The organism is Amycolatopsis azurea DSM 43854 (assembly GCF_001995215.1).
Taxonomy (GTDB): Bacteria; Actinomycetota; Actinomycetes; order Mycobacteriales; family Pseudonocardiaceae; genus Amycolatopsis; species Amycolatopsis azurea.
Map to the genome: position 1 here is coordinate 257934 of NZ_MUXN01000004.1, position 20181 is coordinate 278114.

The window sequence follows — 20181 nt, forward strand, 5'->3', positions numbered from 1 at the left end:
CGATGATCCGGTTTTCCCAGGTGGTCAAGTCCTATGGCGACCACGTCGTGCTGCGGGACCTCGATTTCACCGTCGCGCCAGGGGAATTCGTCTCGCTGATCGGGCCGAGCGGGTCCGGCAAGACGACGATCCTGCGGCTGCTGATGACCCTGGAGAAGGTCGACGGCGGCACCATCGAGGTCTGCGGCGATTACCTGAGCCATATGAAACGCGGCGAGAAACTGGTGCCCGCGGACGAGAAGTACCTGCGGGACGTGCGCAAGCGGATCGGCATGGTGTTCCAGCAGTTCAACCTGTTCCCCAACATGAACGTGCTGCGCAACATCACCGAGGCGCCGATCCACTCGCTCGGCGTCCCCCGGGACGAGGCCGAGGCGCGGGCCGTCGAACTGCTGGAGATGGTGGGGCTCGAGGACAAGAAGGACGCGCACCCCACCCGGCTCTCCGGCGGCCAGCAGCAGCGCGTCGCGATCGCCCGCGCGCTCGCGATGCGACCGGACGTGCTGCTGCTGGACGAGGTGACCTCGGCGCTCGACCCGGAACTGGTCGCCGACGTGCTGCGCGTGCTGCGCGAGATCGCGACGTCCACCGACATCACGATCCTTTGTGTCACGCACGAAATGCAGTTCGCGCGGGACGTCTCGGACCGGGTGATGATGTTCGACGGGGGACAGGTGCTTGAGGACGCCGCGCCGGAGAAGCTGTTCAACGATCCGGAACACGACCGGACGCGCCGGTTCCTCAAAGCCGTGATCGACCGGGCCTGAGGGCGGCCGCAGGAGGAGACGGCTGCGGGAGGGCGTCGGTCCAGGTGGTCGTGAGTGGCGATTCGGGTTAGGGCCAAATGGGTCTCGCGTACCCTGCTGGGATCTGACCGCGGTCGGTCGGGAATCGGCGATCGCCACGGTCGCTTCATGTGCACCAGCAGCCACAAAGGTCGGGCGCGAAGGTCTCCTTCACACGGCTCAGCCGGGAAAACTCGACCTTCACGCTGTGCGGCAGATGGGCAGGCCGTCGGGACCGAGCCGGCCGGGGTGATTTCGTGTGATGGGAGGGACGACACGCGTGACTGGATGGACGACACACGTGTCCAGGCGGACGACTCGCGTCGGGGCCCCGGCCACGATCGTGTCGTCCCTTCAATCACCCGTGTCGTCCGTCGGATCACCGGTGTCGTCCGATCGGTCACGCGGCGGAGAGCGTCGGTCCAGGTGGTCGTGAGTGGTAAGTGCCGTTCTAACGACACTTACCACTCACGACCCACTTGACCCCGTTCGGCCGCGAGACCTCAAAGGCTCCCGAGGATCTCCTTGGTCGAGGTGACCGTGGCGAAGCCGCCGCCGTGCAGGTTCGTCGCGGTCGCCCGGTACAGCTCGTCTGCGGTGAGGACGCTCCCGTCCGGCCCGGCGAGGTCGAAGGTGAACGTGGCGTCGAGCGCGAAGGTCACGTCGTAGCCGAGGTTCCCGCCGACGCGCGCGGTGGTCTCGCAGCAGAAGTTCGTCTGGATGCCGGCGAGCACGAACGACGTGATGCCGCGGGTCTTGAGCCAGCCGTCGAGGTCGATGTCGCCGTGGAAGGCCGAGTTGACCTTCTTGCCGAACACCAGATCCGCGCGCACGCCGTCGAGTTCGGGCTTGAAGTGGTTGCCCTCCTGGCCGGGGTTCAGCGACGAGCCGGGCTTCACGGAGTCGTGGTGCACCAGCACGATCGGCAGCCCGCGCTCCTGCCAGGCGTCGACGAGCGCCTTGATGTTGGCCTCCGCGCCGGGGTTGTTGCGCGGGCCCCAGACGGGCTTGTCGAAGCCGCGCTGGACGTCGATCACGAGCAGGGCCTTGGTTTCAGTGGTCATGGCTTCGAGTTTCGTTCCCGCGGGCGCCGTCGGGGGAGTGGCAGAAGACGCGCGATGCGGTACTTTTCTGCCATGCGAACCGTGGGTGTGCTCCTCCTGCCGGGCAGCCGGTCCTTCGACCTCGGCGTGATCGGCGAGGTCTGGGGCGTGGACCGGACCGACAGCGGCATCGGCCCCTTCGAGGTCCGGCTCTGCGCGCCCGGCCGCGCCACGGTCACCATCCACCCGTTCGGCCAGGTCGGGGCGACGCACGGGCTGACCGGACTGGACGGCTGCGACCTCGTCCTCGTGCCGGGCCGGGTCGATCCGCACGCCGAGGTGCCCGAGGCCGCCGTCGCCGCGTTGCGCAAGGCGCACCGGGCCGGGATCACCGCGGCGTCGCTGTGCTCCGGCGCCTTCACCCTCGCCGCGGCCGGGCTGCTCGACGGCCGGTCCGTCACCACGCACTGGCGGCTGCTGGACGACCTCGAAACCGCCGCTCGCGACGCCGTCGTCCAACGGGACGTCCTGTTCACCGACGAGGGTGACGTGCTGACGTCCGCCGGTGTCGTCGGCGGGCTGGATCTCTGCCTGCACCTGGTGCGGCGCGATCACGGCGCCGAGGTCGCGGCCGCTCTCGCCCGGCGGCTCGTGATGCCGCCCGCGCGGGAGGGCGGGCAGCGTCAGTATGTCGACAACCCGTTGCCGCCCAAGCCGTCGCGACCGAGCGTTTCGTCCACAATGGACTGGGCGCTGGAGCGGATCGCCGACGACATCGGCGTCGAGGACCTCGTCGCCCACGCGGGGCTGAGCGAGCGGACCTTCCATCGCGAGTTCGCGGCGGCCACCGGGGTGACGCCGGGACGCTGGCTGCGCGCGCAGCGGGTGCGGCTCGCGCGGCGGTTGCTGGAGACGACCGAGCTCCCGGTCGAGCGGATCGCGCGGCGTTCCGGGCTCGGCACCGCCGCCAACCTGCGGCGAAGGCTCCGGGCGGACGTCGGCGTCGGGCCCGATTCGTATCGCCGGACGTTCCGGTCGGTTACCGTCGAAGCATGGCCGAGTACGAGCACATCCTCGTGAAGCGGGACGGCGACACCGTCACCGTCACCATGAACCGCGCCGCGCGGCGGAACTCGCTGTCGGCGGACCACCTCGCCGAGCTGCTCGCGGCGTTCCGTGAGGCCGGGGACACCGACGCCACCGGGATCGTCCTCGCGGGCGCCGGACCGGTGTTCTCGGCGGGCCACGACTTCGGTGACGTCGCCGCGCGTGACCTGATGGCCGTGCGTGAGCTGCTGCGGCTGTGCACGGACCTGATGGGCACGATGCAGTCGGTGCCGCAGGTCGTCGTCGCGCGGGTGCACGGGCTCGCGACCGCGGCGGGCTGCCAGCTGGTGGCCTCGTGCGATCTCGCCGTCGCCGCGGAGTCCGCCGGATTCGCGCTGCCCGGTGGCAAGGGCGGCTGGTTCTGTCACACGCCCGCGGTGCCGGTGGCCCGCTCGATCGGGCGGAAACGGCTGATGGAACTGGCGCTCACCGGCGACGTCGTCGACGCCGCGACCGCGCTGGACTGGGGCCTGGTGAACCGCGTCGTCCCGGACGCCGGGCTGGACGACGCCGTCGCCGACCTGCTGGCGCGCGCGACGCGGGGCAGCCGGGCGAGCAAGGCGATGGGCAAGCAGACCCTCTACGCGCAGCTGGACCGGCCCGAAGCCGACGCCTACGCGCTGGCGCTGGAGGTGATGGCCTCGGCGTCGCAGCTGCCGGGAGCGCGTGAGTGGATGGCTGCTTTCCAGGAGAAGCGTTCCCCGGTCTGGCCGGACTGAGGCTTCAGCCGCGTTCGCGCATGAGCAGCAGCATGTAGGCGGCCAGCGTCTGCGCGTCGGTGATGTCGCCGGAAGCGATCATCTTTTCGAACTCGCCGCGCTCGATCCACGCCGTCCGCATGTCCTGCTCCTCGACCTCGCGCTGGGTCTCACCCTGCGTGAGATCGGTGGCCAGGAACACGCGGCCGCGCTGACTCGACATGCCGGCGGCCACGTCGGTCACACCGAGGTCGGTCATCGAGCCCGCGATCAGCCCGGTCTCCTCGCGCAGTTCGCGGGCGGCGAGTTCCGGCGGCGGGACGTCGGCCAGCTCGGGGGCGGTGCCCATGGGGAACTCCCAGCGCCGCAGCCCGAGCGGGTAGCGGAACTGCTCGACCAGGTGAAACCAGGCGCCGTCGAACGGGATGATCACCGCGCAAGTGGGTTTGTCGACGACCGCGTAGATCCCTTCGGAACCATCGAGCCGCCGGACGGCGTCTTCGCGAACGGTCATCCAGTTGTTCCGGTACACCTCGCGGGAGCTGACACGCTGAACGGGGTCCATGCGCACAGTATCGCCGTGCTTGTCCTACCCTCGCGGGGTGCGCCTAGTGATCGCTCGCTGCCAGGTCGACTACGCCGGCCGTCTGACCGCCCATCTGCCGATGGCCACCCGGCTGTTGCTCGTGAAGGCCGACGGCTCGGTGTCCGTGCACTCGGACGACCGCGCCTACAAGCCGCTGAACTGGATGAGCCCGCCGTGCTGGCTGATCGAGGACGGCAAGCTGTGGATCGTCGAGAACAAGCAAGGGGAGAAGCTCGTCATCACGATCGACGAGATCTTCCACGACCACGCCCAGGAACTCGGCGCGGAACCGGGCTTGCAGAAGGACGGCGTCGAGGCGCACCTCCAGGAACTGCTCGCCGAGCACATCAAGACCCTCGGCGACGGCTACACCCTGGTGCGGCGGGAGTTCCCGACCGCGATCGGGCCGGTCGACATCATGGCCCGCGACGCCGACGGGGCCAGCGTCGCCGTCGAGATCAAGCGGCGCGGCGAGATCGACGGCGTCGAGCAGCTGACGCGGTACCTCGAACTGCTCAACCGCGACCCGCTGCTGGCGCCGGTGCAGGGCGTCTTCGCGGCGCAGATCATCAAGCCGCAGGCGCGGGTGCTGGCCGAGGACCGGGGCATCCGGTGCCTCACGCTGGACTACGACGCGCTTCGCGGCATCGAGTCGGACGAGTTCCGCCTCTTCTGAGCGTTTCCGCTGGTCAAACCCTGTCCGGACGGTAGCTGGGGCACACCTGGGGCACGCGGCGAATCTCCGACTGCGGTGATGGTGAACGAACCGTCGGCGTTCTGGGGCGCCCACATCGCGTCGATGGCGCTCTTCGTGCGGTTCTCGGACTCCGGCATGAGGTGCGCGTAGTACTTCAGCGTAACCGCAGGGTTGTGGTGCCCCAGGTAAGCGGCGACGGCGACGATGGACTCGCGTGCATCAAGCAGGGTGCTCGCGAAGAAGTGCCGCAAGGCGTGCATTCCGTTCACGCGCTCCGAGGGGATGCCCACCTTGTCGAGAGCGCGCTTCCACACGTTCGCGTTGAAGTGGTTCCTGTTGCAGGCCCCGCGTTCCCGGGTGGTGACGAACAGCTTCACCGTGACCGGCTTGCCTTCGCCGTGCTCCCACGGCAGCGTCACCTCCACCGCGGGGAACTCGGTCATGTAGGCCGCGAGCTCGTCCCGGACAGTCGGGGATAGAGGGACCTCCCGCTCCTTGCGCCCCTTGGGGAGGGCGAAGCACAGCCGGTTGCCGACAAGCTTCACCTGTCGCCGGATGGTGGCCTTCCCCCGTAGCCAGTCGACGTCGTCAGGGGAGAAGCCGAAGATCTCGCCCTGCCGCAACCCGAGGCCCACGCCTTGGGGGATGAAGATCCTGTACCGGGGTGGCAGCGCGTTCCGGACCCCCATGACCCACTCGCGCGCCCATGGCACGATCTTCGCGTGATCCGGCCGCGGGGCTTTGACCACCCGTGAGCGGCAAGGGTTCTTCGCGATCACCTCGTTCTCGGCGGCGTCGGTCAGCATCGCGGAAACGTGGCTGAAGACGACGCTCTGGGTGGACTTCGCGAGCGGGTCACCTTTCGAGGTGGTGACCTTCCCCAGGCTGCGCAGCCAGTTCTGGATGGGCGAGGGCTTTGCGACCGCCTTCAGTTGCGATCGCCACAGCGGGAACGGTTCGACGTAGCGCCGAAACCGGTCTTCGATGTTCTGGATGGTCAGCGGGTCGAGGTCGACTTCAAGACGCTGGATCCACTGCTTGGCGTAGGCGCTGAACAGGATCTCGCCGGCGCGAATGTCGATGTACGTGCCGCGGAGCTTGTCAGCCTCCACTAGCACGATGTGCGCCTCGGCCTCGGTCTTCTTCACGAACGACTTCTTACGCTCGCGCTTGTCGGGCTCACGCCACCGCGCAAGCCACCGCATTCCCTTCCCGTAGCGCTCAGTCTTCTCCAAGACCGGCTTGTCGTCGTCGTCGAACAGCGGCTTGCCGTCGACCTTGACCTGTCTCCACCATCTGTCCTCAACGGTTGCCATCGTGCGCCTCCGGCATGTCGTCGACCTCGGCCAGGAGGCGCTTCAAGGCGCCCTTGAGCCGTTCCGGTAGCGGCCTGGGATCTGGCTGCCGTCCGTAGTTGTTGCGCCGCAGGTCTTCAGTCGAGTCTTGCCGCGCCTCGCCTTCAGCTTGGCGCCGCTTCTCGACAATCGTGTTGATCAGATAGAGGACGTCTTCCGCAGCTCGAACAGCAGTATCTTGGTCACGCTGCCGGTCGCCGTCCGGGCGCCCACGACGCACGAAGCTCTCGTACAGATCGTCGTATGCCGCCTCGGGACCCTCCAAGGCTGCCGCCGCACGCAGAAGCGGTTCTTCGCCGTAGGCCCACCGCCATGCGAACTCCTGATCCTCTTCGACTGTGGTCGTGAGTGGGACGCTCGAACCATCTACCGGCAGCAGCAGGCGGTTCGGGGGCACGTTGAGGGCGAGGGCAAGAGCGATCAGGTCATCGGCGTCGACTCGGCGCGCATTGTTCTCGATGCGCGAGAGCCCAAGTACGGGGATCGGTCGCCCTAGTCGGTCGAGTCGATCGGACAACTCCTTGTAGGTCATCACCCCCCGAAGCGCCCGGAGGTTATGCGCGACGCGCTCCCCGGTGGGGCCGATGTTCTGCACGGGACCTTGTGCTTTCGCCATGCGCTCACCATGGCATCAAAACGATAGATACGCAATAGCTCACGATGCTTGCGCGTGTCTTCTTGACAGTTTCCCGCCTTGCGGCCATCGTTACTGCATCACAAGACATCGTGCCGATAGGCTAATCTATCAAAACGATGTGACACCGGGAGGTGTAACACCGATGCAAGACCAGAGACCGCTCGCGACCAGGGAAGAAGTCGCGGATTTCCTGCGGCTCCCCGCTCGAACCCTCGAACAGTGGGCCTACCGCGGCACCGGACCCAAGTACACCCTCGTCGGCAGGCACGCGAGGTATGACTGGAACGACGTTCACGCGTACTTGCAAAGGTGCAGAGGCGGGGGCGCCGCAGCATGAGCCCCGAACATGACGAACGGGACCCCGCTGGAGCCCCGCCCGACAGACAATGCGGCCACCACGCCACAACCAACTCGACCAGGGTAAGCGATAGCGCACAGATTCCCGAACAGTTGCGGCGCAGGCGAGACGCTTCGCTGCGGATGGTACCACTGAGCGGACGACGTGACCTGTGGAAGTCCACGACACCGCACCCGTGTCGAGCGACGACGAATGCGAATGTCGTCGCGTTCGACCACTTCGCTGCTCTGGGCCTTCTGGCGAACAGATTGTCGACGTCCTGATGGACGGTGACGAATGCTCGAACTAATGCGCCCGCCGGAGTACGGGTCCGAGGAGTGGTTCGCGCTGCCAGGCGATGACCCGAGGCGCCTCGCTTCAGTCGTTCACGCGGCCGCCTGCTGGCGACTTCTCACGCTCTCACCTCATATCGCGGACTTAGTCGCCGAATGGGTCGAGTGGACGCACCGCGCGGACTTGCGTGACACGTCGGCCGCGGTCGCAAGCCTGTCGAAAGGGCTCGCGGGGAAGTGTAGTTACGGTGAGCTTCAGCGGCGCAGGGCCGTGTTCACGGCCGAACCTCTTACACCGCAACAGATCCGCGCGCGTGCCGCAGCCTCCTGGGCACAGGTGGAAGCCCGAGAAAAAGGGGTCGCCGCGTGAGCATCGATACCACCTACCTCCCTGCCGACGACGCTGAAGCCGCCGTCCTGCCATTCCGGAAAGAAGTCCACACGGGACAACTCCGCATCGCAGAACGGTTCGCCAACGCGTACTCCGGACAGCTCCTGTACATCCACGGGATGGGTTGGCATTACTGGTCCGGTACCCACTGGGTAGAGGACCGGGACGGCAAGGCCCGCCGCCGGCTGATCTCACTGCTGAAGGACATCAGGCACGAGTCCGTCGACATGGCACAGAAGGACCGCGAAGCCCTGCTCTCGGACGTGAAGAAGTGCGAGAGCAGCGGCGGCTTCGTCGGCGTGCTCGAACTGGCGAGACATATGAAGCCCATGACGGTTTCCGCCGAGCACACCAACAGTCACCCGCACCTGTTCAACGTCCTCAACGGCACGCTGAACCTTGAAACGGGGGCCTTGCAGCCACACAACCCCCGCAACATGATCACGAAGTGCGCTGGGACCAGCGTCCGGCCAGATGCCCACTCGGAGCTCTTCAGCGTTTTTCTGCAAGAAGTGCTACCTGACGAACAAGTCCGGCGGTACCTGCAACGGGTGCTCGGTCTCGCGATGCTCGGAACCGTCCGGGAGCACATGCTGCCGATCCTGACCGGCACGGGAGGCAACGGAAAGTCGGTCCTCGTCGACGCCGTCCTCGCGGCCTTTGGGGACTACGGGATCACCGTGGACCCCAAACTGATCATGAAGACCAAACATGAACGCCACGCCACGTTCCTCGCGGACCTGCACGGCGCACGGCTGGTGGTGACGTCCGAGACCGACGAAGGCGATGTGATCGCCGCCGGAACCGTGAAAAGACTGACGGGCGGCGACACCATCCGCGCGAACAGAATGCGGGAGAATCCGTTCGAGTTCGCCCCCTCGCACTCTCTGCTCTACGTCACGAACCACCCGCCGCGCGTTTCGGCAGATGACCGTGCCATGTGGCGGCGGCTGAGCGTGGTGCCCTTCGACGTCACTGTCGAGGAACCCGACGTGAAGCTGCCCGAAAAGCTGAAGGCGCAACTCCCCGCGGTCCTCGCATGGGTCTTCGAGGGGTGGCAGGACTATCAGGCCGAGGGGTTGAACCCGCCTCCCGCGGTTCAGGAGCGCACGGAGGCCTACCGCAGCGAGAGCGACCCCCTAGCGCAGTTCCTGAGCGACGAATGCGTCACCGGCCCGATGGTGAAGGTGAAAGCGAAGGCGCTCTTCGAGACATGGGCTACGTGGGGAATGCAACACGGGCACCCCGCCATGACGCAGACCGAGTTCGGGCGCCGAATGGCCGACCGCTTCGAGAAGAAGCGGGGGGCGGGCGGTGCGTACGTTTACGTCGGAATCGGCCTCGCGGCGACCGAAGCAGAGACGGAGGGAATGTGGTCCTGACCTGCGGAAGTGAACAGTTGCGAAGGGTTTTCCGTATGAAGCCCTTATGTGTGTGCGCGCGGGGGATACGGGAAACAGTTCAAAACTGTTCACTCGTGACCCGCTCAGCAAGCGGGGTGCCGAGATGACGAGGTCCGTCGAAACACTCCACGACACAGTGGCAGTGATGAGTGCGGAGTCCCGGCACTCACTCCGCGATGGTGCCGCAGAGCTCGCCGAGAATCTGCTCGGCCAGTCCGAATACGCGCTCGCGGGGTTCTTCCTCGTCGTGGCTGATCTGGCCGCAGGAACAGGGTTCTCCGCGCCCGATGCCTGCGTGACCATCGCCCGCGAAATCGACCCGTTGGCGAGGTTCCAGCTGCACAAGATCCTGGCCCAGAACGCAGACCGCAGCAACCGCCCACTGTGGCGCGTACTCGCCGACCTCGTGGAGGCAGAACTGTGACGACCACGGAGCAAAACGCCCACGATCACGCCATCGTTGCCGCTATCACGGTACTTAGCCCCGACCTGCACCAGATGTTCCGCGGAGCCCTCGTGGACACAGCGGTCGGTTTCAGAGACAGCAATCGCGCCATCACGGCCGCGTTTGCTGCGTTCGCCGAAGTCGGGCACACCGACAACGCAGTGACCAAAGCCCTCCGTGACTGCACCACCGCCGAACTCGAACACGTCCACGCTGTTCTCCTTGGCGCAGAACTCGGTAGCCGCCACATCCCGAAACTTCGGGCAGCGTGGGCGGCCTGCCGTGCCGCAGTGCGAGATGCCTGCCGGGACTCTGCCCGCGCTGAACGCGGCCAGCACGGACAACGTGCTGATCGCGAAAGCGATCAGCAACGGGATCGGCAACGAGAACCTCGTGACCAACCCACGGAACTCAACCTCTCCGGGCTCAGCCGCACCGAAGCAGTGCTCGAGCTTCTCCGACGTCAGCCGGGACTCCCCACACGAGACGTCACCACACGCCTGGGCGGATCAGCAGCACGAACGACTCTCCACCGCCTTCGTCAAGCCGGCCGGGTCGAGCTCCGCGCAGACGGCCTCAACTACCTGAAGGAGTTCACCCCCGTGAGCGACGACGTCAGCCCCAAGACCATCGAAGCGATCAAGAGCACCACCGAACTCGGGACCTGGATCCTCGAACCCGACGAGTCCACAGGGGACCTCAACGCCGTCGGCAAGCTCATCATCGACGACATCGCCAGCCGCGACCCCTACGACACCGCAGCGGGATTCGCCGCAGTCTTTGGCGAACTCCTCCACAGGCTCTCCAAAGCCACCGGCCAGACACGCCACGAACTGTGGTCAGACATCGCGATTCAGTTGGGAGAACGCTGTGCGTGACGAAGAATTCCAGGCCCTGTGTGAGCGGATCAGCCGCCCAGACCACGCCTACACAAGGCGCGTCGCCGAAGACCACCTCGCCGGCGTCACGGGCCCGCTCCCGCAGCCTCCACCAAGCCGCGTACAGCGTCGGGAACTCCAGCAGCCCGACACCCAAGACGACGGGTTCATCTTCTCCCGGCGCGAGGAACGACAGCGCGAACTCGACGCCGACCACCGACTCCGCCGACGCCGCGCCGACGCCGAAGTCAACGCACGTGAGAACGTCCACTCCCGACTCCGCGACTGGTACGGGCCAGAAGCAGCCGACAGGTGGATGCCATGACCGACCGCATACGAGCCTGCGCGGAACACGAAGCCGGACACGCCGTCGTCGCCCGCGCCCTCGGCTACCACGTGCACACCATCCACGTCGGACAGGACGGATCCGGCTACACCGCCTGGGACTACAGCAGAGCACCCCACGACCACCGCGCTGCCATCACCGCTGCCGGTGACGTGGCAGCGCGCACTCTCGGCACCACCCCATACCTCGATCTCGCATGCGACGACCTCGCCCGCTTCGAGGCAGACCATGGCCTCGAAGCCCTCTGGTCCGCCAACCGGCTAGCCGAACGGCTCCTCACCCTGCACAAGACAGCAGTGTTCAGGCTCGCTAGCCGCCTTACCGAACACCGCACTCTCACCTTCCCCTGACCCAAGAGGGAGCACCAGCACATGGCCACCGCCGACCACATCAGCGACCACGCCGTACGCCAACACTTCCCGCCAAGGCCCCACAATCGATCACGAGTTGATCAGAAGCCGATCACTGGAGATCCACACGGGGGGCACCCCAATCCGCGAGAAAGATCAGCTCCGGGGACCCGACTCCCCCCTCCTTACATTTTTCCCCCCGTGACGAATTTCGGTATCGCGTCACGCGTGACGGTGCCTCTGACCTGCGTAAATATGCCTGGGTGCTACCTGCATGCGTCACGCTCAACGTAACGGCAGGTGGGGTCGATGGCTGACCTGAGTTTCAACATCGTCGCTCTGGATCAGGCGTCGACCACGTTCATGAAGGCCGCTGCCGCGGCGGAGCACTTCGCGGACAAGCTGAACAGGATCGACGGGCAGACCGTCACCGCGGACGTGAATGTCCGAACGGACGACTCTGTGCGGGCTCTCGACTCTTTCACGACGCGCTTCCAGCTCATGTCGGCGGGCATCGTCGCCGCTTCACCCTTGGCCGGTGCGGCGATCACGGCTGGTATCGGCGCGAGCTTCGTCACGGTCGCTGCTCTCGCGCAGAAGTCGAATGAGCAGGTCAAGCAGACCTACTCGACGTTGTGGCAGAACGTCGTGGGCGAGACTCGCGCGGCCACGAACCAGCTGGTTCCGCAGATCGTGGGTGCAGGCAGGCAGATCGGGGCGACGTTCGAGCGCCTGGGTCCGCAGTTGCAGACGGGGTTCAGTGCGGCCGGGCCTGCGATCGTCGCTCTGACGCGCGGCGTGACGGAGTTCGCGACGAACGCCATGCCTGGTGTCACGTTGGCGATGCAGAACAGCCTGCCGGTGTTCTCAGGGGCCGCGAACGCGGCGGGAGCTCTCGGTACCGCGGTCGGGTCAGCGGTCGCCTCTGTGGGGCAGCACTCCCAGGCGTACGGCGCCTATGTCCAGTCTCTGGGGAACGTCACGTCCTCGGTGCTCGGCACTGTCGTCACGATTATCAACGACGTCGCCACCGCGTGGGCTGACAACGCCACGAAAATCGATTCCGCGATCGGCGGCATGGGGGAGACCATCACCGGCCTCGCCTCGGGTGTCCTGCCTGTGTTCTCCAGCGCGCTCAACGCCGCGGCGACAGTGATCACGACCATCACGGACGTCCTCGGTCCCATTGCGCCCATCCTGGGGACTGTGGGGGCTGCAGCTCTCGCGACGTGGGGAGCCTTCAAGCTTGCGGGCCTCGCGACTGCCGGCGTGAATGCGTTGGCGGCCGGTTCGGTCAACCTCGGTGTCGCGATGGAGACGGCTTCGGCGAGGTCCGCGACGATGGTGGCGTCCATGCAGGGCACGTCGGTGGCAGCGTCGGGTGCCGCGACAGCCATCCGGGCAGCGGGAGCGAGCGCCGCTACCGCCGCGGTCGGGTTCGGCGCGGCCGCGCAGTCCATCGCAGGCCCGCTGGGGATCGCGCTTGTCGCGGGAACGTTGTTGTTGAGCAGTTTCGGGAACAGCGAGGCTGACACGACGCAGAAGACGGCCGAGTTGAAGGCGCATTCCGATCAGCTGACGGACGCGCTGATCAAGAACCACGGTGTGATGGATCAGCACATCGCGGACCTTGTGAAGAGCGGGCCGACGTTCCAGGATGCCGCGGGCAAGCTGAAGCAGTTCGGTGTGTCCCAAGAGGAACTGATCGCCATCGTTACCAAGGGCGGATCGGCCTACGATTCGCTGAGGGCCAAGCTCGCGGCCATTGCGGCGCCGGCGGCGGAGTTCGGTAGTAACACGAAGGACAACCGCGAGGAGTTGTGGCAGAACGCGGACGCCGCAACGAAAGCGAAGATGGCGCTTGAGGCGTTGGCCGGGGAGTGGGGCAAGAACGCGGGAGCGGCGGCGGACAGCACGCGTGCGGCGGAGGAGAACGCCAACAAGATCGTGAGTTCGTCTGCCGGGCACATGGCGGCCAGTGAAACGGCCCGCACGCTTGGCCTGTCGTACGGGGAAGTCAAGGCAGCTTTCCTTGCTGTGGCATCGAGTGCGGGCATGGCGGGTGCGTCGATCGACTCCTTGCGGCAAAAGACGGCGGTGAACGCTCTCGCCAGTGCCAAGGCTGGCCAGACCATCGTGGACACCTTCACCGCCGCGGACCGGCAGGTCGTTTCGGCCCAGCAGAGCGTTGCGGACGCCGCTCACTCGTATAGCCAATCCATTCGAGCGATTGCTGATGCTCGCCACTCGGCGGCTCAGGCGGCTCGTGCTGTCCAGCAGGCCGAGGAAGGCGTCGCGGACGCCCAGCGTGGTGTTGTGACTGCCCAGCGTGCGGTGAAAGACGCCGTTGAAGGTGTTGCCTCCGCGCAGCAGGCGTACGCACGCTCGCAGGAGCAAGCGAGGGACGCGGAGCGGTCGCTGCACGACGCCCGGCAGCAGTCGATCCAGGACCTCAAGGAACTCCGTCTCCAGATGGAGGACCAGACCGTGTCGGAGCAGTCGGCTCGGGTCCGCCTGTTCGAGGCGCAGCAGAAAGCCGCCGGTCTCGGGGTCACCACCGAGAACGTGGCGAGTATCGCCGCGACCCCGGTGACGGCAGAGAACATCGACCAAGTGAAGACCGCCCTGGACCTACGGTCCGCGCAGAACACCTTAAACAACACCATGAACTCGGGGGTGAAGCTGCGGCAGCAGGTGGCGGAGGCTGACCGCCTCGGCGTCGAGGGATCCCGCGGGGTTGTGGCGGCACAGCGGCAAGTCCGGGACGCACACGAACAGGTCGCCAACGCGGCGAAGGGCGTGCAGAAGGCCCAGCAGCAAGTCTCAGACGCCAACTACGGTTTGCAGCAAGCGAACAGGAACCTCACGCGTTCCCACCAGGCTGTGGCGGATGCGGCGTATGGGGAGCAGCGTGCCCACCAGGCTGTTACGGACGCCCAGTACGCGTCGGAGCGTTCAGCCGGGCAGTTGACGCGCGCGAAGGAAGCTCTACGCGATGCCGAGGACAACGCGTCCCGTTCGTTCGACTTGAACACCGCTGCAGGACAACGGAACTTGACCCAGCTCTACGCTCTGGCCGGTGCGATCAAGACGGAACTAGGCCCCACCGCCGAGGGCTACAACCGGCTGATTCAGGAGACAGCGAACAAATTCGGCATCACCACAGGAGAAGCCCAGGGGCTCCTTCAGAAGCTGGGAGAGATTCCGAAGGACTTCCGGTTCGGCATGACTGCGGTCGCGGATATCGATGCTCAGCACCTGTGGGACAAGATCCCGCTTGAGAAGGGCGCCCCTAATCCTCAGCTGGTGGGGCGTCCTCGGATGTTCGCCGACGGTGGCCAGATCTCCGGTCCGGGCGGTCCGCGCGACGACATGATCCCGTTGTGGGCATCGAACCGTGAATACATCCACCCGGTGGACGCAGTGGATCACTACGGCATCGGGTTCATGGAGGCTGTGCGGACCAAGCAGTTCCCGAAGGGCTGGGACGGCGCGACGATTCCACGATTCGCTGCTGGCGGCATGGTCGGGCTCGCTGCGGCGAATGGTGCACTGGGACACATGGGGGCCACGTATCAGGCGATGACTCACGCCCAGATCGTGATGGGTCTCGATCACGGCCCTCTGCTACCGAAGTACGTCCCGCCACCAGTGACTTTCACGAATAGCAACTACACCCCTGGTGGTGGGGTGGCACGATGGACGGATCTCGTCCTGCAGGTGTTGACGATGCTGAACCTGCCCGCCGAGATTCTTCCCAAGGTTCTGCGGCGAATGAACCAGGAGTCCGGCGGCAATCCGAACGCGTACAACGGCTGGGACGTCAACGCCAAAAACGGCATCCCGTCTCAAGGTCTCATGCAGACGGTTCCGCCGACGTTCGCGGCATATGCGGGTCCGTTCCGTGATCGTGGCATCATGGATCCGCTTGCGAGCATCTATGCGGGCATCAACTACGCGGGAAACAAGTACGGACGCAGCCACGGCGGGTTCCTTGGTGGCGTGATCTATGGCATGGACAAGCCCGGTGGCTACGACAACGGAGGCCCGCTCCCTCCGGGTTTGTCGACGGTGTGGAATGGCACCGGTCGCCCGGAGAACGTCCGCACCGGGGCGCAGGAGGACAGTCTGTTGGACGCGGTCCGCGGCGTGGGGCAGTCGATCGACAAGCTGAAGTCGGAGCTGAAACTGGCCGTGTACGAGTCGCGGCGGGCGCCGATCGAGGGGACTCTCCGGCTGGCGAACGGTGCTTTGGTGGGGCAGATTGATGCGGCGTTCAAGGAGATGGAGAAGACGCTTCCAACGCTCTGACGAGGGGGTCGCGAACCGCGACACCCTCCCGCTTACCGACGTCGGTAAGCGGGCTGACCTGCAATTTCCTGCGATCCCAGGAGAAGGGTACGGCTAGTGTCCGTACCCTCTGCTGAGGGTTTCGCTTCCGGCGAGACCCTTCTTCCCTGCGCAGGGAAGAAGGGTCCGTAGACTCGACGCCCCCCAGGCCCACGATCGGCAGAGTGTGCCAGTCATGGAAGTCGAGATTTCGACTCTCACGCAGCGTGGTTGAGGTGGAGATTTCCACTTCAACCGATCGGTTGCAACGGTTCGTTGAAGTAGGTATTTGTACTTGAACGCGATGCCCTCACTGGTGCCGAGGGCATCGGCGAATGGGTACCCACGATCTGGGTACCCTTTTTCGTGCTGTCACGAAGAAGTTCCGTGAATGGTTCCTACGCAGATTGTGGGTACGAACCAGAGAGTAGTCACTCTGGCCGCACGGGGAGCTCTGCGTCTTCCTCGTCGGTGTACCAGGCCGCGAAGTCGTTCAGCACCTTGGAGCGATCAGAGCCGGCGCGCTCAGCAGCCTTGCCGAGGTTCTTCCACCGCTCATCGGGCATCTTGATGCTCCGGGCCGGTGTCTGGCCTGTCGCGGGCCGTCCGGGCTTCCGCTTGTCGCTCATGCACGAGACCATACCGTAATTAACGTATGCACGGAAACCCTTGTCTTACGTGGACGCGTCTTGCTAGTTTCCGTATGTACGAAAACTAAGTAGGGGACGGCTCCCGGCGGTGCAGCGAACACCAACCGGGAGCCTTGATCGGAACCGAGGTCCGACCCATGAGCAAGCGTACGAAACCCAGCAAGCGACCCTTCTGGCAGTCCACTCCCTGCCCAAAGTGGTGCTGCGGCCTTCACCACGAAGACGCTGAAGTGGAGGCGCGGACTCACCTGTCCAACTGGGAGGCGGGTGTGACGATGAGCCTGTACTCCGCCGAGCCGTACATGGGTGAGGACCTGAGTCGGGATGCCTACCCGCTGGAAATCCTGGTCAACCTGGAGCAGGGGTATCGGGAAGCGGCTCCTACGATCTCGCTCGAACCCGAGGGAGGCCTCAAGGAGGAGCGGCCCAGTTCACTGAACATGACCGTGGACGAAGCGGAGCGCATCGCCCGCGCGCTGCTCAAGGCCGTGAAGCTCGCGAGAGGATGACCAGATGGAAGATGAACGCATTGATGTGGTGCTGTCGGTTCGACAGGACGTCGTCGCGAAGGCTCAAGCTCAGGCTGATCTGTGGGGGGTGCCCTTGGTGTCCTACCTGCAACTGGTCCTGAGCCATGAGGTGGAGAAGGTGCATGCAGAGCACGAGGCATTGCGTGCTGCTGTAGACGACGCGCCATGAGTCCAGTTCGCGAGTAGGTACTGAGGTCCCAGGAGGACCCCAGTGAGGTTACCCCTTCGCGTCTGCGGGAAAGGGCCCGCGGCGCGAAGAGGGCCGCCCCGTCAGGTTGATCCCCTGAAGGCGCCGCCACGTCTCATTAACCTGGTGCTGAGCCTGCTCCACAAGCTCCGGCATCGACAGCCCCGTCCGCTCCCGCGCCTCCCTGAGGCTGGTGACGGCGAACGGGATCTGTTCGTTGGTCGGTAGCTGCGCCCAGGCCGCGGCCCAAGACACGAAGTCGGTATCGAACGCGACGACGTCACGCATCAACAGGCTCCACATCGAGGGGACGGCGAGACCCTGATCGGGGTTGAAGAGGATCTCGCCGTCCCACTCCGCCACCCGTAGGCAACGGCCCTGTGGTCCCGCCCGCCGCTCGGGGGTGCCGTTCACCGAGGGGCAGTGAACGGCGTGACGGACGGGGGACTGGAAGGTAGAGGAGGTCGTCGTCAGGACCACTGTTCCGGAACATCACAGGCCCTCGTGCCAGTGCTCGCAGATCCACGCGGCGCCGCTGCCCGGCTTGTACGCCGTATTGCAGTGCATGCAGCTGTAGACCTTGAGCTGTTCCTTGGTCCATCCGGCCTGCTCTTCGTCGCTGGCCTGACGGTGGGCAAGGTGCGGAGGAATGGAGGTTCGCACCACCCGTGGTTTCCGTTCCTGCGCGACGACGGCCATGGTTCGAGCATCGGCCTGCCACGATCAGACGTGAAGACGTTGCGCTGTGCGCATAGGTTTGCGCACAGGTCGGCTCAACTGGCGGCTTTGGCCTGGTCAAGCCCGTTGCGGTACTCGTTGGTCCACTCGGCGCCCCGCTGATCCTCCGGTAGGTTGCCGAGCCCGGTTTGCAGGTGGTCGACAGCGACGTCGTTGTCGCCAAGCGCCAGGTGTGCCAAGCCCGAGTTCAGCCGGTGAAACGTCGGTGTCAGCCAGTAAGCCGTACCCGGCGGCTCGTCGCGCCCGGCATCGTCGATCATTCCGTCGGCCGTATCGAGCAGGCGCAATGCCTCGTCCCGCTCCACGATCTTCGCGTAGCCCTGCGCGGCCTGAATCGCATCACCGATCCGCTGCGACACGTGCGCGCCCGGCGTGTGGTACGCGCATAGGAACCCGCGGATCATCGCCCGCGGGCGGCCCTGCTGCCTGGCGAGATAGCCCTTGAAGTTCAAGGCTTGTGCCGCGAGCGCGCCATCTGCCGCCTCGTCCGCGAGCTCTTCCGCCTCACAGAGCAACCGCATTGCCTCGCTATCGTGGCGCGCCTCGGCGTGCAACCATCCGGCGAACTGGACGTGTTCGGACGCCACGCTCGCGAGCTGCAGCCGGAGCGGCCCGTTGACCTCCTTCAGGAGGCCGGTCACCATTTCCGACTGCGCGATCGACGCGGGCAGAAGCGGGAGCGGGCCGAGCACGTCGTCAAGCCGGCGCTGTGCAGCGAGGCTGTCCGCCAGGGCTGAAATCGCCGCTTCATCGATCCGTCCGGGGAACCGGCGGCTGTACTCGATGCGGTCGCGCTGGTCGGCATCCAGTGGGCCCACATCGAGTGGAGACCAGCGCGCGAGAAGGGCGCCGCCGGCGCCAAGCAGTTCGTCAAGGCGGGCGGCGATGCTCTCCTCGGGATGCTGCTGGCCGGACTCGTACCGCGACACGTTCGACGTGTGCACAGGGACACGCTGCGCGAGCTTGCTTTGCGACAGGCCGCGCGCCACTCGGAGACGGCGCAGCGCGTCGCCGAAGGTTTCGGCCATCGCTACCTCATTCGCGGAGTAGACCTCCACGCGTTGCCCCCGGTGATCAGCCGGGGGCGTACCTCCGCGTAGAGGTGCACCATCAAGCCTACCTGTGCCGTAACGCGCCGACTGATCAACGCGACACAGCAGCCAACCCACCAAAGGGTCTGCAAAGTGTGCAGCCCCTTGGCTCGACGGAGAGGCAGCGCGATGCGGACACGGCTCTACCTCTTCGTTGCCGCGGTTATCGTCGGCTTCGGCCTCCTTCTTGCCGACGTGTCCGCCACCGCCGCCTCGGGGCTCCCCCTCGGGTGCGGTACCGCGCTCAGCCCCCGCACGGCAGGCTCCGACACGGACCGGAAGCCTGATCGCACCACCTCCGGTCTCGAGCACGCAGACGAACGCGTGATGCCGGTGACCGACGCTGAGCGGTGCGGCGACGCGGTGAGCGCCCGGCAGGTGTGGTCGTGGCTCATTTTGGGTGTGGGAGTACTCGGTGTGGCTGTCACGGTGGCTCAGTCCTCACGTCGAGAAGACCCAGCCGAAAGCGCCTAGCGGGCGACGGTGTCGTGGCGTCACGAAAGTGCTGGCGATCTTCCTGTACCGCCCTCCTCAAAACCTGCCGCGAAGGCTCCGATTCCGATGATGCTTCGTTGATCGATCAGTGGCACCGAACACGCTCACATCTGGCGGATCACTGTCCCGCACCACGACGTCCGAGACGAACCTCGTGACCTCTGCCGTTGGCACGAGGTAGTGCTTGCCAGCGCGAATGTGTGCGAGCTTGCCACTGTGGATGAGGCTGTAGACCTGCCTGGTGGTTGTACCGAGAGATGCTGCGACCTCCTGAACAGTCCAGGTCAGACGTTCAGATCCTCCGCTCGTTGTCGATGGCAACGCGCTGCGCACGATCGCCGTAGCGAGGTTGAGGTAGGCGAGGGCTAGTTGCTGCCCGGCCGCTGCTACACGGTCGTGAGATTCGTCGGTGGTCATGCCAGCGAGCATGTCCCAGGGGGCGGGGGCGACCGCGAGAAAGATCAACCTCGGTGACCCCACACCACCCCTCCTAAAGTCGTCTCTCTCCGGCCTACCCCGTACCCCCTCTGCCCTGAGGGGGGAGGGGGCCTTTCGTTGACGTCACGAAACTGTCCGATCGGACTGAAAACCCCTCGGTCCTCGCCTCCAGGGGTACCCGGTTCGTGGGTACCCCTGGGGCACATGGGGGGCACACGAGACCGAAAGTGGGTGTGTGCTGGTGTGAGTTGCTGTGAGGGTTCCGCCGCAGGTCAGGGTGGGTTTCGGGCTCGGGGCGCAGGTAGGCGAATCATGGGAATCAGTTCCGCCTCTTCTGAGCAAGTCCTGTCGCAAGTAGTCCTCTGGATGCGG

General features: G+C 65.8%; 22 protein-coding genes. 13 read left to right on the forward strand and 9 right to left on the reverse strand.

Features of this window, described 5'->3' with window-relative positions:
- The first annotated feature begins 2 nt into the window (after positions 1 to 2).
- Positions 3 to 767, forward strand: coding sequence for an ectoine/hydroxyectoine ABC transporter ATP-binding protein EhuA (gene ehuA / locus B0293_RS07635; RefSeq protein ID WP_005150308.1), 765 nt, complete (start codon positions 3 to 5; stop codon positions 765 to 767).
- Between the two features lie 521 nt (positions 768 to 1288).
- Here the strand turns inward: ehuA and B0293_RS07640 are convergent.
- Positions 1289 to 1849 (reverse strand): cysteine hydrolase family protein, encoded by a 561-nt coding sequence (locus tag B0293_RS07640; protein ID WP_005150305.1) that lies wholly within the window; start codon positions 1847 to 1849, stop codon positions 1289 to 1291.
- A 72-nt stretch (positions 1850 to 1921) separates the two neighbouring features.
- Between B0293_RS07640 and B0293_RS07645 the strand changes: the two genes are divergently transcribed.
- Together B0293_RS07645 and B0293_RS07650 are read left to right on the forward strand one after the other, a co-directional pair.
- Positions 1922 to 2908 carry a GlxA family transcriptional regulator gene (locus B0293_RS07645; protein WP_005150302.1) on the forward strand — a complete coding sequence of 329 codons (987 nt, stop codon included), beginning with the start codon at positions 1922 to 1924 and terminating at the stop codon, positions 2906 to 2908.
- Positions 2881 to 3654, forward strand: coding sequence for an enoyl-CoA hydratase-related protein (locus B0293_RS07650; protein WP_039915159.1), 774 nt, complete (start codon positions 2881 to 2883; stop codon positions 3652 to 3654). The genes B0293_RS07645 and B0293_RS07650 overlap by 28 nt, the downstream gene beginning before the upstream one ends.
- Positions 3655 to 3658: 4 nt before the next feature.
- Here B0293_RS07650 and B0293_RS07655 read toward each other — a convergent pair whose 3' ends face one another.
- Positions 3659 to 4198: an NUDIX domain-containing protein gene (locus tag B0293_RS07655; RefSeq protein ID WP_005150299.1), complete on the reverse strand. Its 540-nt coding sequence runs from the start codon at positions 4196 to 4198 to the stop codon at positions 3659 to 3661.
- 37 nt (positions 4199 to 4235) lie between these two features.
- On the opposite strand from B0293_RS07655, the gene nucS reads away from it, so the two are divergent.
- Positions 4236 to 4895: an endonuclease NucS gene (gene nucS, locus B0293_RS07660; RefSeq protein ID WP_034308895.1), complete on the forward strand. Its 660-nt coding sequence runs from the start codon at positions 4236 to 4238 to the stop codon at positions 4893 to 4895.
- On the opposite strand, the gene B0293_RS07665 is transcribed toward nucS, so the two are convergent.
- The gene (locus tag B0293_RS07665) at positions 4847 to 6232 is read right to left on the reverse strand and encodes a tyrosine-type recombinase/integrase (protein ID WP_005150297.1); all 1386 of its coding nucleotides are present in this window, start codon (positions 6230 to 6232) and stop codon (positions 4847 to 4849) included. The two genes, nucS and B0293_RS07665, sit on opposite strands and share 49 nt — an antisense overlap.
- Positions 6219 to 6887, reverse strand: a complete 669-nt coding sequence (locus B0293_RS07670; protein ID WP_143254518.1) for a hypothetical protein — start codon at positions 6885 to 6887, stop codon at positions 6219 to 6221. The genes B0293_RS07665 and B0293_RS07670 overlap by 14 nt, the downstream gene beginning before the upstream one ends.
- A gap of 163 nt (positions 6888 to 7050) precedes the next feature.
- Between B0293_RS07670 and B0293_RS44845 the strand changes: the two genes are divergently transcribed.
- The 7 genes from B0293_RS44845 (at position 7051) to B0293_RS43895 (ending at position 15662) form a co-directional block, all read left to right on the forward strand.
- Positions 7051 to 7245 carry a helix-turn-helix transcriptional regulator gene (locus tag B0293_RS44845; protein ID WP_077241263.1) on the forward strand — a complete coding sequence of 65 codons (195 nt, stop codon included), beginning with the start codon at positions 7051 to 7053 and terminating at the stop codon, positions 7243 to 7245.
- 659 nt (positions 7246 to 7904) lie between these two features.
- Positions 7905 to 9311 carry a DNA primase family protein gene (locus B0293_RS07685; protein ID WP_005150295.1) on the forward strand — a complete coding sequence of 469 codons (1407 nt, stop codon included), beginning with the start codon at positions 7905 to 7907 and terminating at the stop codon, positions 9309 to 9311.
- Positions 9312 to 9477: 166 nt separating this feature from the next.
- A complete protein-coding gene (locus tag B0293_RS07690; protein ID WP_077241266.1) occupies positions 9478 to 9756 on the forward strand; it encodes a hypothetical protein in 279 nt (92 codons plus the stop codon).
- On the forward strand, positions 9753 to 10655 hold the full coding sequence (locus B0293_RS42990; RefSeq protein WP_143254519.1) for a hypothetical protein: 903 nt from the start codon (positions 9753 to 9755) through the stop codon (positions 10653 to 10655). Before B0293_RS07690 ends, B0293_RS42990 begins: the two co-directional genes overlap by 4 nt.
- Positions 10648 to 10980 carry a hypothetical protein gene (locus tag B0293_RS07705; protein ID WP_039915146.1) on the forward strand — a complete coding sequence of 111 codons (333 nt, stop codon included), beginning with the start codon at positions 10648 to 10650 and terminating at the stop codon, positions 10978 to 10980. Before B0293_RS42990 ends, B0293_RS07705 begins: the two co-directional genes overlap by 8 nt.
- Entirely contained in the window at positions 10977 to 11351 is a 375-nt protein-coding gene (locus B0293_RS07710; RefSeq protein ID WP_005150288.1) for a M50 family metallopeptidase, read from the forward strand. Before B0293_RS07705 ends, B0293_RS07710 begins: the two co-directional genes overlap by 4 nt.
- Before the next feature lie 309 nt (positions 11352 to 11660).
- On the forward strand, positions 11661 to 15662 hold the full coding sequence (locus B0293_RS43895; protein WP_005150287.1) for a transglycosylase SLT domain-containing protein: 4002 nt from the start codon (positions 11661 to 11663) through the stop codon (positions 15660 to 15662).
- 449 nt (positions 15663 to 16111) lie between these two features.
- On the opposite strand, the gene B0293_RS07720 is transcribed toward B0293_RS43895, so the two are convergent.
- On the reverse strand, positions 16112 to 16309 hold the full coding sequence (locus B0293_RS07720; RefSeq protein WP_143254520.1) for a hypothetical protein: 198 nt from the start codon (positions 16307 to 16309) through the stop codon (positions 16112 to 16114).
- 158 nt (positions 16310 to 16467) lie between these two features.
- Between B0293_RS07720 and B0293_RS44850 the strand changes: the two genes are divergently transcribed.
- Both B0293_RS44850 and B0293_RS07730 read left to right on the forward strand, forming a co-directional pair.
- A complete protein-coding gene (locus tag B0293_RS44850) occupies positions 16468 to 16839 on the forward strand; it encodes a DUF6907 domain-containing protein (RefSeq protein WP_407640097.1) in 372 nt (123 codons plus the stop codon).
- A gap of 4 nt (positions 16840 to 16843) precedes the next feature.
- Positions 16844 to 17029 carry a hypothetical protein gene (locus tag B0293_RS07730; protein ID WP_039915139.1) on the forward strand — a complete coding sequence of 62 codons (186 nt, stop codon included), beginning with the start codon at positions 16844 to 16846 and terminating at the stop codon, positions 17027 to 17029.
- A 48-nt stretch (positions 17030 to 17077) separates the two neighbouring features.
- Here the strand turns inward: B0293_RS07730 and B0293_RS07735 are convergent, their stop codons facing one another.
- From B0293_RS07735 to B0293_RS07755, 4 genes are all read right to left on the reverse strand, one after another.
- A complete protein-coding gene (locus tag B0293_RS07735) occupies positions 17078 to 17461 on the reverse strand; it encodes a hypothetical protein (RefSeq protein WP_143254522.1) in 384 nt (127 codons plus the stop codon).
- 78 nt (positions 17462 to 17539) lie between these two features.
- Positions 17540 to 17746 (reverse strand): hypothetical protein, encoded by a 207-nt coding sequence (locus B0293_RS07740; RefSeq protein ID WP_005150282.1) that lies wholly within the window; start codon positions 17744 to 17746, stop codon positions 17540 to 17542.
- Between the two features lie 74 nt (positions 17747 to 17820).
- Positions 17821 to 18813 carry a helix-turn-helix transcriptional regulator gene (locus B0293_RS07745; RefSeq protein WP_005150280.1) on the reverse strand — a complete coding sequence of 331 codons (993 nt, stop codon included), beginning with the start codon at positions 18811 to 18813 and terminating at the stop codon, positions 17821 to 17823.
- Positions 18814 to 19407: 594 nt separating this feature from the next.
- A complete protein-coding gene (locus B0293_RS07755) occupies positions 19408 to 19788 on the reverse strand; it encodes an excisionase family DNA-binding protein (RefSeq protein WP_157376411.1) in 381 nt (126 codons plus the stop codon).
- Positions 19789 to 20181: the final 393 nt, after the last annotated feature.